The sequence below is a fragment of the Streptomyces sp. NPDC059166 genome (assembly GCF_042755185.1).
Taxonomy (GTDB): domain Bacteria; phylum Actinomycetota; class Actinomycetes; order Streptomycetales; family Streptomycetaceae; genus Streptomyces.
In genome coordinates this window covers 97,433-110,042 of the sequence record NZ_JBHZCI010000009.1, presented here as the reverse complement: position 1 = coordinate 110,042, position 12,610 = coordinate 97,433, and the positions used below count along the sequence as shown (strand labels likewise).

At 72.0% G+C, this 12,610-nt stretch carries 11 protein-coding genes; 6 read left to right on the top strand and 5 right to left on the bottom strand.

Annotated elements, in window-relative coordinates; translation table 11 throughout:
• The first annotated feature begins 37 nt into the window (after positions 1–37).
• Together ACFXOA_RS09475 and glgB are read left to right on the top strand one after the other, a co-directional pair.
• Complete coding sequence (locus ACFXOA_RS09475; protein WP_385024344.1) at positions 38–1,480, top strand: maltokinase; 1,443 nt, start codon at positions 38–40, stop codon at positions 1,478–1,480.
• A 47-nt stretch (positions 1,481–1,527) separates the two neighbouring features.
• On the top strand, positions 1,528–3,933 hold the full coding sequence (glgB, locus tag ACFXOA_RS09470) for a 1,4-alpha-glucan branching enzyme (protein ID WP_385024342.1): 2,406 nt from the start codon (positions 1,528–1,530) through the stop codon (positions 3,931–3,933).
• Positions 3,934–3,986: 53 nt separating this feature from the next.
• On the opposite strand, the gene ACFXOA_RS09465 is transcribed toward glgB, so the two are convergent.
• The 3 genes from ACFXOA_RS09465 to ACFXOA_RS09455 all read right to left on the bottom strand — a co-directional run bounded on the left by ACFXOA_RS09465 (position 3,987) and on the right by ACFXOA_RS09455 (position 6,067).
• Positions 3,987–5,051: an RICIN domain-containing protein gene (locus ACFXOA_RS09465; RefSeq protein ID WP_385024340.1), complete on the bottom strand. Its 1,065-nt coding sequence runs from the start codon at positions 5,049–5,051 to the stop codon at positions 3,987–3,989.
• A 258-nt stretch (positions 5,052–5,309) separates the two neighbouring features.
• Positions 5,310–5,654: a thioredoxin gene (gene trxA / locus ACFXOA_RS09460; protein WP_385024338.1), complete on the bottom strand. Its 345-nt coding sequence runs from the start codon at positions 5,652–5,654 to the stop codon at positions 5,310–5,312.
• Complete coding sequence (locus ACFXOA_RS09455) at positions 5,651–6,067, bottom strand: MerR family transcriptional regulator (RefSeq protein ID WP_385024336.1); 417 nt, start codon at positions 6,065–6,067, stop codon at positions 5,651–5,653. The genes trxA and ACFXOA_RS09455 overlap by 4 nt, the downstream gene beginning before the upstream one ends.
• 105 nt (positions 6,068–6,172) lie before the next feature.
• Here ACFXOA_RS09455 and ACFXOA_RS09450 point away from each other — a divergent pair, with 105 nt between their 5' ends.
• Positions 6,173–6,499: a VapC toxin family PIN domain ribonuclease gene (locus ACFXOA_RS09450; protein ID WP_385024334.1), complete on the top strand. Its 327-nt coding sequence runs from the start codon at positions 6,173–6,175 to the stop codon at positions 6,497–6,499.
• 65 nt (positions 6,500–6,564) lie between these two features.
• Here ACFXOA_RS09450 and ACFXOA_RS09445 read toward each other — a convergent pair whose 3' ends face one another.
• Positions 6,565–7,800, bottom strand: coding sequence for a hypothetical protein (locus tag ACFXOA_RS09445; protein WP_385024332.1), 1,236 nt, complete (start codon positions 7,798–7,800; stop codon positions 6,565–6,567).
• A 143-nt stretch (positions 7,801–7,943) separates the two neighbouring features.
• Complete coding sequence (locus ACFXOA_RS09440; RefSeq protein WP_385024330.1) at positions 7,944–9,308, bottom strand: cation:dicarboxylate symporter family transporter; 1,365 nt, start codon at positions 9,306–9,308, stop codon at positions 7,944–7,946.
• Positions 9,309–9,469: 161 nt separating this feature from the next.
• On the opposite strand from ACFXOA_RS09440, the gene ACFXOA_RS09435 reads away from it, so the two are divergent.
• The 3 genes from ACFXOA_RS09435 to ACFXOA_RS09425 all read left to right on the top strand — a co-directional run bounded on the left by ACFXOA_RS09435 (position 9,470) and on the right by ACFXOA_RS09425 (position 12,591).
• A complete protein-coding gene (locus ACFXOA_RS09435) occupies positions 9,470–11,131 on the top strand; it encodes an ATP-binding protein (RefSeq protein ID WP_385024328.1) in 1,662 nt (553 codons plus the stop codon).
• On the top strand, positions 11,128–11,802 hold the full coding sequence (locus tag ACFXOA_RS09430; RefSeq protein WP_385024326.1) for a response regulator: 675 nt from the start codon (positions 11,128–11,130) through the stop codon (positions 11,800–11,802). The genes ACFXOA_RS09435 and ACFXOA_RS09430 overlap by 4 nt, the downstream gene beginning before the upstream one ends.
• 165 nt (positions 11,803–11,967) lie before the next feature.
• Positions 11,968–12,591 (top strand): helix-turn-helix domain-containing protein, encoded by a 624-nt coding sequence (locus ACFXOA_RS09425; RefSeq protein WP_385024475.1) that lies wholly within the window; start codon positions 11,968–11,970, stop codon positions 12,589–12,591.
• The last annotated feature ends 19 nt before the right edge of the window (positions 12,592–12,610 follow it).

Below are 12,610 nucleotides of genomic sequence, written 5' to 3'. Positions count from 1 at the left end.
GCATCCTGTGGTGTGCCCGGGGAAAGGACGCGATGCCATGTCGGAGGCTGCATCCACTCGAGTCGCCCTGGCGAAGAGCACAACATCGAGAAAGACGACAAGAAGACATCCGACGGGCGGTCAGGGCTCGACAGCCCTGCTTCCGTCGCTCGCCCCGCTGCTCCACGAGTGGGTGCCCCGGCAGCGCTGGTTCGCCGGCAAGGGGCAGTCGGTGACCGGTTTCTCCCTCGTGGCGGCCACCGAGATACTGCCTCTGGACGCCGCCGGCACGAGCCCCGGGCTGCTGCACCTCCTCGTCCGGGTCCACCAGCCGGGCAGCCGCCCCGGCACGTCACCGGGGGACTGCTACCAGCTGCTGCTCGGGGTGCGGAACACCCTGCCGCCGAGGCTGGCGGAGGCGCGCATCGGCGTGGTCACGGAGGGGCCCCTGGCCGGGCGCACCCTCTACGAGGGCCTGCACGACCCGCGCGTGGCCGACCTGCTGCTGGAACGATTCCGTAACCCCGGCTCCCTCGGCCCGCTCCGGTTCGACCGCGCCGAACCCATCCCGCCGGGTCTCGCCCCGCGCGTGCTGGACACCGAACAGTCCAACTCCTCGCTCGTGTACGGGGACGCCTTCATCCTGAAGATCTTCCGCAGGGTCTTCCCGGGCACCAACCCCGATCTGGAGCTGCCGCTCGCGCTCGCCCGCGAGGGCTGCGGCCGGGTCCCGGCGCCGGTGGCGTGGTTCGAGGCGACGACCGGCCCGGAACCGCTCACGCTCGGCGTGCTCCAGCCGTTCCTGCGCGGCGCGCAGGACGGGTGGCAGCTGGCGCTCGCCGCACTCCAGGAGGGACGGGACTTCACCGACGAGGCACATGCGCTCGGCCGGGCCACCGCCGAGGTGCACACGGCTCTCGCCGCCGCCATCCCCACCCCGCCGCTGGCCCACGACCGGACCCGGCGGCTGGTGGCCGGAATGGTCGAGCGCCTGGAGGCCGCCGCCCAGGCGGTCCCCGCCCTCGTCCCGTACGTCCCCGGCCTGCGCGCCGCCTTCGACGCGGTGGCGGCGCTCGGGGAGACGGGGCACGGCTGGGCGGCCCAGCGTGTCCACGGCGATCTCCACCTCGGCCAGACCCTGCGGGACGACGACGGCTTCTGGTCGCTCATCGACTTCGAGGGCGAGCCCGCGAAGCCGCTCCCGGAGCGCCGCAGTCCGCAGCCCACGGTCCGCGACGTCGCGGGCATGCTCCGTTCCTTCGACTACGCGGCGCGCTCGCACCATCCGTGGAACCCCGAGTGGGCGGCCCGCTGCCGTGCCGCGTACTGCGACGGCTACACGAGCGTCGCGGGCACCGATCCGCGCGGCGAGCCGGAGTGGCTGCGCGCCCACGAGACCGACAAGGCGGTGTACGAGGTGCTGTACGAGGCCCGCCACCGCCCCGACTGGCTGCCCGTGCCGATGGCCGCCATCCAGCGGCTGGCCGCCGCGCCCGCGTGACACCCGCTTCCCACCCACCCTTCGATCCGTTCGAGGAGGCAGTCTCTGTGACCGCCCGCAAGCCGTCCCGAAAGTCGTCCGAGTCCATCGAGGTCCCGCCCACGGCCGAGCCGGTGACCGCGGAGGTCACGGCCACAGCCCCCGCCGCTCCGGCCGGGCCGCCGGCGGCGAAGGACCCCGCCCCCGCCAAGCGCCCGCGCGCCAGGAAGCCGGCCGCCGCGGCCTCGGGCACCCCGCCCCGCCCCCGGCGCGGAGGAGGCAGCAGGAACGTCCTCCCGGCCACCGCCCTGGACGAGGCCGACCGGGGCAGGCTGCTCGCCGGTGAACACCACGACCCGCACGGAGTCCTGGGTGCGCACCCGGCCCCGGGCGGTGTGCTCTTCCGGGTGCTGCGCCCCTACGCCCGCTCCGTCTCCGTGCTGGTCGCGGGCAAGCGCACCTGGGCGGAGCTGCAGAGCGACGGCGACGGGTTCTTCTCCGGGATCCTGGCGCTGCCGGAGGTGCCCGCCGGATACCGGCTGCGGATCGCCTACGAGGACAACACCATCGAGGTGGACGACCCGTACCGCTTCCTGCCGGCGATCGGCGAGCTGGACCTGCACCTCATCGGGGAGGGGCGGCACGAGGAGCTCTGGAAGGCGCTCGGCTCCCAGCCGATGGAGCACCAGGGCGTGGCGGGCACCCGCTTCACCGTCTGGGCCCCGAACGCGCGAGGGGTCCGTGTCACCGGCGACTTCAACTACTGGGACGGCACGGCCTTCCCCATGCGTTCCCTCGGCTCCACCGGTGTGTGGGAGCTCTTCCTCCCCGGAACGGGCGAGGGCGCGGTGTACAAGTACGACATCTGCCGCCCCGACGGGTCGCACACCCAGCGCGCCGACCCGATGGCCCGCAGCACCGAGGTGCCCCCGGCGACCGCGTCGGTGGTCACGGCCTCGCACCACGAGTGGCAGGACGCGGACTGGATGGCGCACCGGGGCGACCGCCCGGTCCACGAGGCCCCGTTCTCCGTCTACGAGGTGCACCTGCCCTCCTGGCGGCCGGGTCTGTCGTACCGCCAGCTCGCCTCGCAGCTCCCCGCCTACGTGAAGGATCTGGGCTTCACCCACGTCGAGCTGATGCCGGTGGCCGAGCATCCCTTCGGTGGCTCCTGGGGCTACCAGGTGACCGGCTTCTACGCCCCGACCTCCCGTCTGGGCGGCCCCGACGACTTCCGCTTCCTGGTCGACGCGCTGCACGCGGCGGGCATCGGCGTCCTCATGGACTGGGTCCCGGCGCACTTCCCGCGTGACGACTGGGCGCTGGCGGAGTTCGACGGCCGTCCGCTGTACGAGCACTCCGACCCGAGGCGTGCCGCCCACCCGGACTGGGGCACCCTGGAGTTCGACTACGGCCGCAAGGAGGTGCGCAACTTCCTGGTCGCCAACGCCACCTACTGGTGCGAGGAGTTCCACATCGACGGGCTGCGGGTCGACGCGGTCGCCTCGATGCTCTACCTCGACTACTCCCGCGAGGACGGCCAGTGGTCGCCGAACGAGTTCGGGGGCCGGGAGAACCTCGACGCGGTGGCCTTCCTCCAGGAGATGAACGCGACGGTCTACCGGCGCAACCCCGGCGTCGTCACGATGGCGGAGGAGTCCACCGCCTGGGACGGCGTCACCCGCGCCACGGACCAGGGCGGGCTGGGCTTCGGCCTGAAGTGGAACATGGGCTGGATGCACGACTCCCTGGTGTACGTGTCCAAGGAGCCCATCCACCGCAAGTACCACCACGACGAGATGACCTTCTCGATGGTGTACGCGTACAGCGAGAACTACGTGCTGCCGATCTCGCACGACGAGGTGGTGCACGGCAAGCAGGCGCTGGTGAGCAAGATGCCCGGCGACTGGTGGCAGCGGCGCGCGAACCACCGGGCGTACCTCGGCTTCATGTGGGCCCACCCGGGCAAGCAGCTGCTCTTCATGGGCCAGGAGTTCGCCCAGGGGGCCGAGTGGTCGGAGGGCCACGGCCCGGACTGGTGGCTGCTCGACGAGACGTACGAGGCATCCGGCGACCACCGGGGCGTACGCACCCTGGTGACGGACCTCAACGCCGTCTACAACGCGCTGCCCGCGCTCTGGCAGCGGGACACCTCACCGGAGGGCTTCAGCTGGATCGACGGCGGCGCGGCGGAGGACAACGCGTTCTCGTTCGTCCGCTACGACGCGGACGGCTCCCCGCTGATCGCCGTCTCGCACTTCTCGCCGGTGGTACGCGCCGACTACCGCATCGGCGTGCCGGACGGCCCGGAGGCGTGGGTGGAGGTCCTGAACACCGACGCGGCCCGCTACGGCGGGAGCGACGTACGGAACGAGGAGCCGCTGAAGCCCGAGGCGGTCCCCGCTCACGGCCGGGACTCCAGCATCACCCTGACGCTCCCACCGCTGGCGACGGTCTGGCTGCGGCCGGCCTGATCCGCGGCAGGTTACGGGGCCCGCACCGTGTGCACGGTGCGGGCCCCGTCACGTCAGCCGCCGCAGGTCGCGAACTCGGTGTCGGTCTTCGCCAGGTAGACGCTCGCGTGCCCCTGGTCGTCGCTGGTCAGCGGCACGGTCACGGTGTCGTGCGCCGTCCACGGGTAGCCGCCGGCGTCGAAGGTCCACTCACCGGTCACCTTCGTGGCCAGCGCCGACAGCGCCACCCAGCCGTAGTGCTGGGGCGGAACGGTGATCGTCAGACTGTTCCCGAGAGTCTCGCTCAGGCTGTAGGTGACCTTGCCCGTGGTGGTGAGGCCGAGCTTGGTCTGCACAGGACTCGGCTCACCCACGGTGACGCTCGATTCGAAGGAGACGGAGATCTCGCTCGACCATCCGCTGGTGGTGCTGAGTGAGAAGGTCCACGGCACCGCGGCACCCGTGCCGTTGAACCAGACCGGGGACACGCACTCCGTGGGTAGCGGCTCGGCCGGGGCCTGGGTGCCCTTGGTCCAGGAGCAGGTCGCAGAGTCCTTCTGGCAGCGCTTGGACGCGTGGTCCACCGCGGCGGCGAACGCGTCGCCGGTGGCCGTGGCGGGGATGGCCCACTGCTGGGCCCTGCTGCCGTTGCAGTTGTAGGTCTGGGTCCAGGCGTCGTCGTTCTGGGCGGCCAGGACCACGTCGAGGCACCTGTTGTCACCCGCGTTGCGGATCATGAAGGCGTTCCGGACTCCTGTGACGGGCTGGAAGTACCAGCGCTGGGCGGTGGCTCCGCCGCAGGTCTGCTGCCTCATCGGCAGTCCCGTCTCCATGCACTTGCCGGTGTCCGCGTTGGAGAGGGTGAAGGAGCCGTCGGTCTGCTGGTTGACGTTCCACTCCTGGTGGTAGCCGGGAGCGGAGTTGGTCACGAGGAACACGCCGTTGCCGGTGTTCCCGTTCTGCACGTCCAGGTTCCGGCCGCTGTTGACGGATGTGAACGTCAGCCCGGTCAGTCCGGACGCCGACGTCTCCCCCGCCCGGGCCGTGTCCGCCTGGACGGTCGCTCCCAGGACGGTGGCCAGGACGGCGGCAAGGACCGTGAGCGCCCTGGGTAAGAAGTGAAGTGATCGTGACTGCATGGCTGTTCCCCCTGAGGTCGCCGGATGCGCGGGTGTCCGGCATCCAGCGGTCACGCTAGCGGCGCCGGCACGGGAGGAAAGGTCACGCTCACGACTGTGGCCGACATGGGGCCGCGGCCGGCCGGAGCACCGGAGGCCGGTCGCCCCGATGAACGTGCAGGCGGCACGCATCCGGACCGCCCGGCGGATCCGGACGCCGACCGGCGGGGCGGCCTCCCGGGCCGCTCCGCCGGTTGGCGGAGTTCGGTCGGCCCCGCGTCAGACCGCCGACGGGAGCACGTCCTCCAGTTCCTGGAGAAGGCGGCGCTTGGGGCGGGCGCCGACCATCGACTTCACCGGTTCGCCGTCCCGGAACACCATCAGGGTCGGCATCGACAGCACCGCGTAACGGCTCGCGGTCTCCGGGTTGCGGTCCACGTCGATCTGCACGATCTTCAGGCGGCCCGCCTCCTCACCGGCGATCGCGCCCAGCACCGGGGCCAGTTGACGGCACGGCCCGCACCAGTCGGCGGTGAATTCGACCAGGACCGGCAGGCCGGCTCCCAGGACCTCGGCGTCGAACGTCGTGTCGGTGACCTCGGCGACACCTTGCGCGTGGATCATTCCTCGTCCTCCCAGGTGAGTTCGCATCGTGGTTCGGGGCCGCCCGGCACCCCGGCGGCGGCTTCCAGTTCCGCGCGGGCCAGTTGTGCGCCCACCTCGGCCCGAACACCCTGCAACTGGACGATCAGGGCGTCCAGTTCGTCGAGCTTGCGCCGGTAGACGGCCAGCGAGGCCGGGCAGGAGTCGCCCGCCGGGTGACCGGCGCGCAGGCAGTCGACGAAGGGGCGGGTCTCCTCCAGGCCGAACCCGAAGTCCTGGAGGGTCCGGATCTGCCGGACCATCCGCAGGTCGCCCTCGTCGTACGTGCGGTAGCCGTTCTCCGCACGGCGTGCGGGCAGCAGGCCCCGCGACTCGTAGTAGCGCAGCGTCCGTGTCGTCGTCCCTGCGCGTTCGGCCAGTTCCCCGATTCGCATGCCGCGACCGTAGTCCTTGACGTAGGCGTCAAGGCAAGAGGTCACGGCGCCCGCGACAGGTGCCGGGCCTGCCGACCCGCCTGCGTCATCTCGTGGTGCCCCCCGATGGTTCTGACCGAACTGGACTACCTGCTGACCTCGAAGATCGGCGCGAGCGCCTCGATGAACGCGCTCGACTTCGTGGCGCGTCAGGTCGAGGTCCGCCGTTTCGAGATCCCTGAGGTCGCGCCCCACGTGCGGGGCACCATGGCCGTCATGCGCGGGTACCAGGACGCGGACGACAGCCGTGGCGTCGGGCTGACCGACGCGATGAACGTCGTACTGGCCGCCGCCCACCGCACGGCCGACCTTTTCACGTCCGACCGCCGCTTCCGGTTCATGCGTCCGCTCACCGGCCACTCCGCGTTCCGCCTCCTGCCGGACGACCTGTGACCCGGACGCGCGGACGCGGCCGGTACGGGACTCCCGTGCCGGCCGCGTCGAGCAGGACCAGGCGGTCAGCCCGTGGTGGTCAGAAGGCAGGTGTACGAGCCCTTCACCTGGGTCGCGGTTCCGTTGCCCGTGCCGTCCATGGTGACCGACACGCTCACCTCGGACTCCCCCACCGCCGTCACCGCACCCGCGTAGGTGCCGCCCTTCCGCCAGTCCTGCCGCGCCCGGGCCTCGGCGCGGTCGCAGGCCTCCATCCCGTAGCGGTCACCGTTGCCGACCGCGACCTTGCCGGGGAACGACCGGTCCACCTCGACCTGGCCCACCACCCGGAATTCGTGTCGGCCGGAACAGTCGACGGGCCGGACGATCCTGCGGCTGCCCAGCCCCGTGCCGTCGGTGTTCGCGCACCGGCCGGCCTCCAGCGATCCGATCACGGACAGCACCTTGCCCGCGTCCTCGACCTTCCCGCCGCCGGCGGACGGCGCCTTCGCCTTCACCGGCTCGCCGAACGCCCGGAGCCGGTAGGTCGCGCTCAGCCGCTCCACGTCGACGAGAACTCCCTGGTCGTGCAGCACGGTCAGTACGGGCGTGAGGTCCGCGGTGGCCGAGGACAGCCGGCCGTCGGCGTCCAGCTTCACCGTCATCCCGACGGAGCCCGTCCCCCACTCGCTGCCGACGGCCCGCAGGTGCGCCGGGAGGATCTCCTGGGCGACCTCGGGCAGCAGGCTCGCCCGGTACACCCTGCTGCCGTCGGCGCGCCGTTCGGGCGCCCCGCCGGGAGCGGTCCGGGGGACGAAGTCCGCGAGGGTGCCGCTGTAGGGCGCCGCGTCCCCGGCGGCGTGCCAGGCGACGTCGCCGGCGTCCTCGCCGAACCGGTTGACGGCCTCCGGGGTGTAGCGCAGCCATGCGCCGGAAACGCGTACGTAGACGTCCTCGTCGGCCGTGGCCAGTTCCTGCTTCTCACCGGCCCCGCCCCGGATGTACTCCAGCGTCTCCTGCGGGAAGGTGCTCGGGGCGTCGAAGCCGAGCGTCGCACGAGCTGTCCACCCGGCGTAGTCCAGGACCCCCTGGGTCCGCTGTACGGCTTCCCCGTCCTCGGTTCCGTAGGTCAGGGTCGCCACGAAGGCCGCGCTGCCCGCACCGTGCGTGGAGTCGGTCGCCGCCCGGAACTGCTCGGCGAGCGGTCGCCCGTAGACCGCCTTCCCCGGCTCCGGCTCGTCCTGCGCCCCGCATCCGGCCACGCCGATGAGAACCGGCAGCAGAACCACGAGTGCGATGCCCCGGCGTCGTACGGTCTTCAATGTCCCCAGCCCCTGTCGAACGATCAGAAGATCGATGGTGCACACAATTGGTTCACCGGGACAGCACGGAATGATCACGGGAGCCGGGAGGCGCCTGACGGAGCGGCCGGTACGGGTTCCCGTACCGGCCGCGTCGTCGTGGGTCAGACCTTGGTGAGTGAGGGCTTCTCCTCGCCGCCGTCCCTGGCCTCGGGGACCTCGGCGTCCGCCGGGCGGTGGTCGTCCGTCATCGTCTGCTCGTCGAACGGGAGCGCACCGGAGAGGACCTGGTCCGCCCGGTCCCGGTCGATCTCCTTGGTCCAGGTGCCGACGAGCACCGTGGCCACCGCGTTCCCCGCGAAGTTGGTGAGGGCGCGGGCCTCGCTCATGAAGCGGTCGATGCCGACGATCAGGCCGACGCCGTCGACCAGTTCGGGGCGGTGGGACTGGAGTCCGCCCGCGAGGGTCGCCAGACCGGCGCCCGTGACTCCGGCCGCGCCCTTGGAGGCGATCACCATGAAGACGAGCAGCGAGATCTGCTCGCCGATGCTCAGCGGGTCGCCGGTCGCGTTGGCGATGAAGAGCGAGGCCATCGTGAGGTAGATCGCGGTGCCGTCGAGGTTGAAGGAGTAGCCGGTCGGCACGGTGATGCCGACGACGGGCTTGCTGACGCCCATGTGCTCCATCTTCGCGATCAGCCGCGGCAGGGCGGACTCCGACGAGGAGGTGGAGAGGATCAGCAGGAACTCGCGCCCCAGGTACTTCAGGAGCGAGAAGATGTTGATCCCCGCCACCACGCGCAGGATCGCGCCGAGAACCAGGAAGACGAAGAGCGCGCAGGTGACGTAGAAGCCGATCATGATGACGGCGAGCGACTTCAGGGCGTCCACGCCCGTCTCGCCGACCACCGCCGCCATGGCGCCGAACGCGCCGACCGGCGCCGCCCACATGATCATGGCGAGGACGCGGAAGACGAGCCGCTGGATGTGGCCGATACCCCGCAGGACCGGTTCGCCGGCGGAGCCCATGGCCTGGAGCGCGAAGCCCGCGAGCAGGGCGATGAGCAGGGTCTGCAGGACCTCGCCCTCGGTGAAGGCCGACACCATGGTCGTGGGGATGATGCCCAGCAGGAAGTCCACGGTGGAATCGCTGTCGCCCGCCTGGGCCTCACCCGCCGCGCGGGCCGCCTCGGTCAGGTGGAGGCCGGATCCGGGCTCGAGGATGTTGCCGACGACCAGGCCGATGGCCAGGGCCACGGTGGACATCACCAGGAAGTAGCCGAGGGCGAGGCCGCCGACCGCGCCGACCTTGGCGGCCTTGCGTACGGAACCGACCCCCAGCACGATGGTGCAGAAGATGATCGGCGAGATCATCATCTTGATGAGGTTGACGAACCCGGTGCCGATGGGCTTCAGCTCCACGGCGAAGTCCGGGACGACCAGGCCCACGATGATGCCCAGCACCACCGCGGCGATCACGGCCAGGTAGAGATAGTGCGTACGGTCCCGTCGTGCGGTCTTCTCAACCACGGGGGCCCTCCTCGGCTGCTTACGGGGTTGCTCCCCCGTCCCTGGGGGCCCCGGCGACTATTCACCTCCCCTGTGATGGCCGTCACCCTTGCGTTCATATCGTTCACAGACGCTTATCGGCCATCTTGGGCCGGTGGGCACCGCCAGGCAGACTGTGCGGCATGCGCCTGTCCCGTGCCCTCCCCCGCAGCCTGGCCGGCCAGCTGTTCGCGATGCAGGCCCTGCTCGTGGCGGCTGTGGTGGCCGGGTGCGCCTTCTTCGCTTACGCCTCCGGCCGCTCGCAGGCCGAGGAGACCGCGGCCCGCCAGGTGCGGGCCGCCGCCCTCGCCATGGCCGGATCACCCTCGGTGCGGGAGGCGATCCGTACCCCGGACCCCTCCGCCGCGCTCCAGCCGTACGCGGAACGGGTCCGTGCGGACACCGGGATCGCCTTCGTCACGATCATGGACCCCCGGGGCGTGCGGTGGACGCACCCCGATCCGTCGCAGATCGGCCGGCGGTTCATCGGGCACACCGAGCGCGCCCTGCTCGGCGAGACGTTCGAGGAGACCTACACCGGGACGCTCGGCCCCTCGATACGGGTGGTCACGCCGATCCGTGACGAGGGCCGGATCGTGGGCCTGGCGAGCGCGGGCATCACCGTCGAGCGGGTGTCGACCCAGGTGCGGGAGCAGCTCCGCGCGCTCGCCACCGCGGCCGGCGCGGCCCTGGCGCTGGGCGCGCTCGGGACGTACGTGATCAACGCCAGGCTGCGACGGCACACCCACGGGATGAACGCGCGCGAGCTGAGCCGGATGCACACGTACCACGAGGCGACCCTGCACGCGGTGCGCGAGGGACTCCTGATGCTGGACGGCCGTCGCAGGGTGGCCCTGATCAACGACGCCGGCCGTGAGCTGCTGGGGCTGGCGCCGGACTCGGTGGGGCGCCGGGTGGACGAGCTGGACCTTCCGGCCCCGCTGACCGGGGCGCTGCTGGCGTCCGAGCCCCGGGTGGACGAGGTCCACCTGACGGCGGAGCGGGTCGTCGTCGTCAACACCAGTCCGGTGGTGGGCGGCGAGCGCCGGGGTACGGTCGTGACGCTGCGGGACCATACCGAGCTCCAGGCTCTCTCCGGCGAGCTCGACTCGGAGCGCGGCTTCACCCGGGCCCTGCGTTCGCAGGCGCACGAGGCGGCGAACCGGCTGCACACGGTGGTGTCGCTGATCGAGCTCGGCAGGGTCGACGAGGCGGTGGAGTTCGCGACGGCGGAGCTGGAGCTGGCGCAGGTGCTCACCGACCGGGTCGTGGGGGCCGTCGCCGAACCGGTGCTGGCCGCGCTGCTGCTCGGCAAGGCGGCGCAGGCCAACGAACGGGGCGTGGAACTGGTGCTGGCGCCGGACAGCCTGATCGACGACGGGGCGCTGCCCGCCTCGACGGCCCCACGGGACCTGGTGACGATCCTGGGCAACCTCATCGACAACGCGGTGGACGCGGCCTCGGAGTCGGCCGCGGGCGGCGGCGGGCCGGTGCCGGCCCGGCGGACCTCGTCGCGGGCGGTGGTCACGGTGACCGCGCGCACGGAGCCGGGCGAGTTGCTGCTGCGGGTCGAGGACAGCGGTCGCGGCATCGGCCCCGACGAGGCGGACGAGGTCTTCCGGCGCGGCTGGTCGACCCACGGCACCGGACGCGGCCTCGGTCTCGCGCTCGTACGGCAGGCGGTCCACCGCAACGGCGGGACGGTGGTCCTGGGACGGGCGCCGGGCGGCGGCGCGCGGTTCACGGTGCGGCTGCCCCTGGAGGAGCGGGCGGCGGACCGGCGGACGGCGGTGGTGGCGCCGTGATCCGGGTGCTGGTCGTGGAGGACGACCCTGTGGCGGCCGACGCCCATCAGATGTACGTCGGCAGGGTGCCGGGCTTCGAGGTCGCCGCCGTCGCCCACTCCCGGGCCGGGGCCGTGCGGGCACTGGAGCGCACGGAGGTGGACCTGCTGCTGCTCGATCTCTATCTGCCCGACGGCCACGGGCTGCAGCTGCTGCGCTCCCTCCGGGCCGCGGGGCACGGCGCCGACGTCATCGCGGTGACCTCGGCCCGTGACCTGGCGGTGGTCCGCGAGGGCGTGTCCCTCGGCGTCGTGCAGTACGTGCTGAAGCCGTTCACCTACCCCACCCTCAGGGACCGGCTCGTGCGGTACGCCGAGTTCCGGGCCGCGGCCGGTGAGGCGAGCGGACAGGAGGAGGTGGACCGTGCGCTGGGTGCTCTGCGGGTCGCCGACCCGGCCGCGCTCCCCAAGGGGCTGAGCGGTCCGACGCTGGAGGCCGTGACGAGGGTCCTGCGGGAGGCCGCTCAGGGCATCACCGCGGCGGCCGCGGGTGAGGAGCTGGGGATCTCCCGGATCACCGCCCGCCGTTACCTGGAGCACCTCGTGACGGTGGACAGGGCGGTCCGGCGGCCCAGCTACGGTCAGGTGGGGCGACCGGAACTGCACTACCACTGGGTGGCCGAAACCCGCTGATGGTCCGAGACGCCCCAGCAAGGGCGTTCTAGGAGGATCGCACGAAGGGTGAACTGATAGGAACAGCCTGTAGCCAGGCCGTTCGCGGGCTTCTACGGTGGGGCCGTGCACCCCACCCCGCCCTTCAACGCCCCCGCCGCGCGCCGCCTGCGTGAGGCACTCGGAATGGCTCCCGGACATGTTGCGTACGGCCTCGCCGCGCAGTACGGCATGCGGATCACGGCCGAGACCGTGATGGCATGGGAGCGCGGCACGGCCCTGCCCGGGGAGCGCGAGATCAAGGCACTGGCCGGCGTGCTGTGGTGCGCGCCGGGTGAACTGCTGGCGGCGGCGAGCACGTTGCGCGAGCACCGGATCGCCCGGGACATCTCGGTGGACGACCTCGCGAGGGCCCTCGGGATGACGGCGAGCGCCTACCAGCGGATCGAGGACTCCGGCCGCTGGCGCGGCAACGACCGCCAGGCCGAGGCGCTCCGCGAGGCACTCGACATGTCGGCGGCCCAGTTCCTGACCGCGACCGGCCGCAACGAGGAGCTGGCGGATCTGCTGACCCGCGCGGTCACCACCCGGTGGCAGGCATACGTACGCCCGGTGGACAAGCTCGTACCGCTGGACCGCATCCTGATCCAGGACGTGCTGGAGCAACTGCACACCGACTACCAGTCGCTGATGGTCTCGACGCTCAGCTGGAACACCACGGGCCGGGACCGGGCGGGCACGGCCGGCGACGAGGGCCGGGAGTTCCTGGACCGGGTGGTCGAGGAGTTCTGGCGCACCGCGGGCGTCTGAGGCCACCGGGCGGGAGCGC

Bases quoted from the DNA above. Each gene is read 5' to 3' on its own strand.
- ACFXOA_RS09425 (WP_385024475.1), top strand. From the start codon at position 11,968: ATGGCTCCCGGACATGTTGCGTACGGCCTCGCCGCGCAGTACGGCATG.
- ACFXOA_RS09455 (WP_385024336.1), bottom strand. From the start codon at position 6,067: ATGCGAATCGGGGAACTGGCCGAACGCGCAGGGACGACGACACGGACG.
- ACFXOA_RS09435 (WP_385024328.1), top strand. From the start codon at position 9,470: ATGCGCCTGTCCCGTGCCCTCCCCCGCAGCCTGGCCGGCCAGCTGTTC.
- ACFXOA_RS09475 (WP_385024344.1), top strand. From the start codon at position 38: ATGTCGGAGGCTGCATCCACTCGAGTCGCCCTGGCGAAGAGCACAACA.
- trxA (WP_385024338.1), bottom strand. From the start codon at position 5,654: ATGATCCACGCGCAAGGTGTCGCCGAGGTCACCGACACGACGTTCGAC.
- ACFXOA_RS09450 (WP_385024334.1), top strand. From the start codon at position 6,173: ATGGTTCTGACCGAACTGGACTACCTGCTGACCTCGAAGATCGGCGCG.
- ACFXOA_RS09465 (WP_385024340.1), bottom strand. From the start codon at position 5,051: ATGCAGTCACGATCACTTCACTTCTTACCCAGGGCGCTCACGGTCCTT.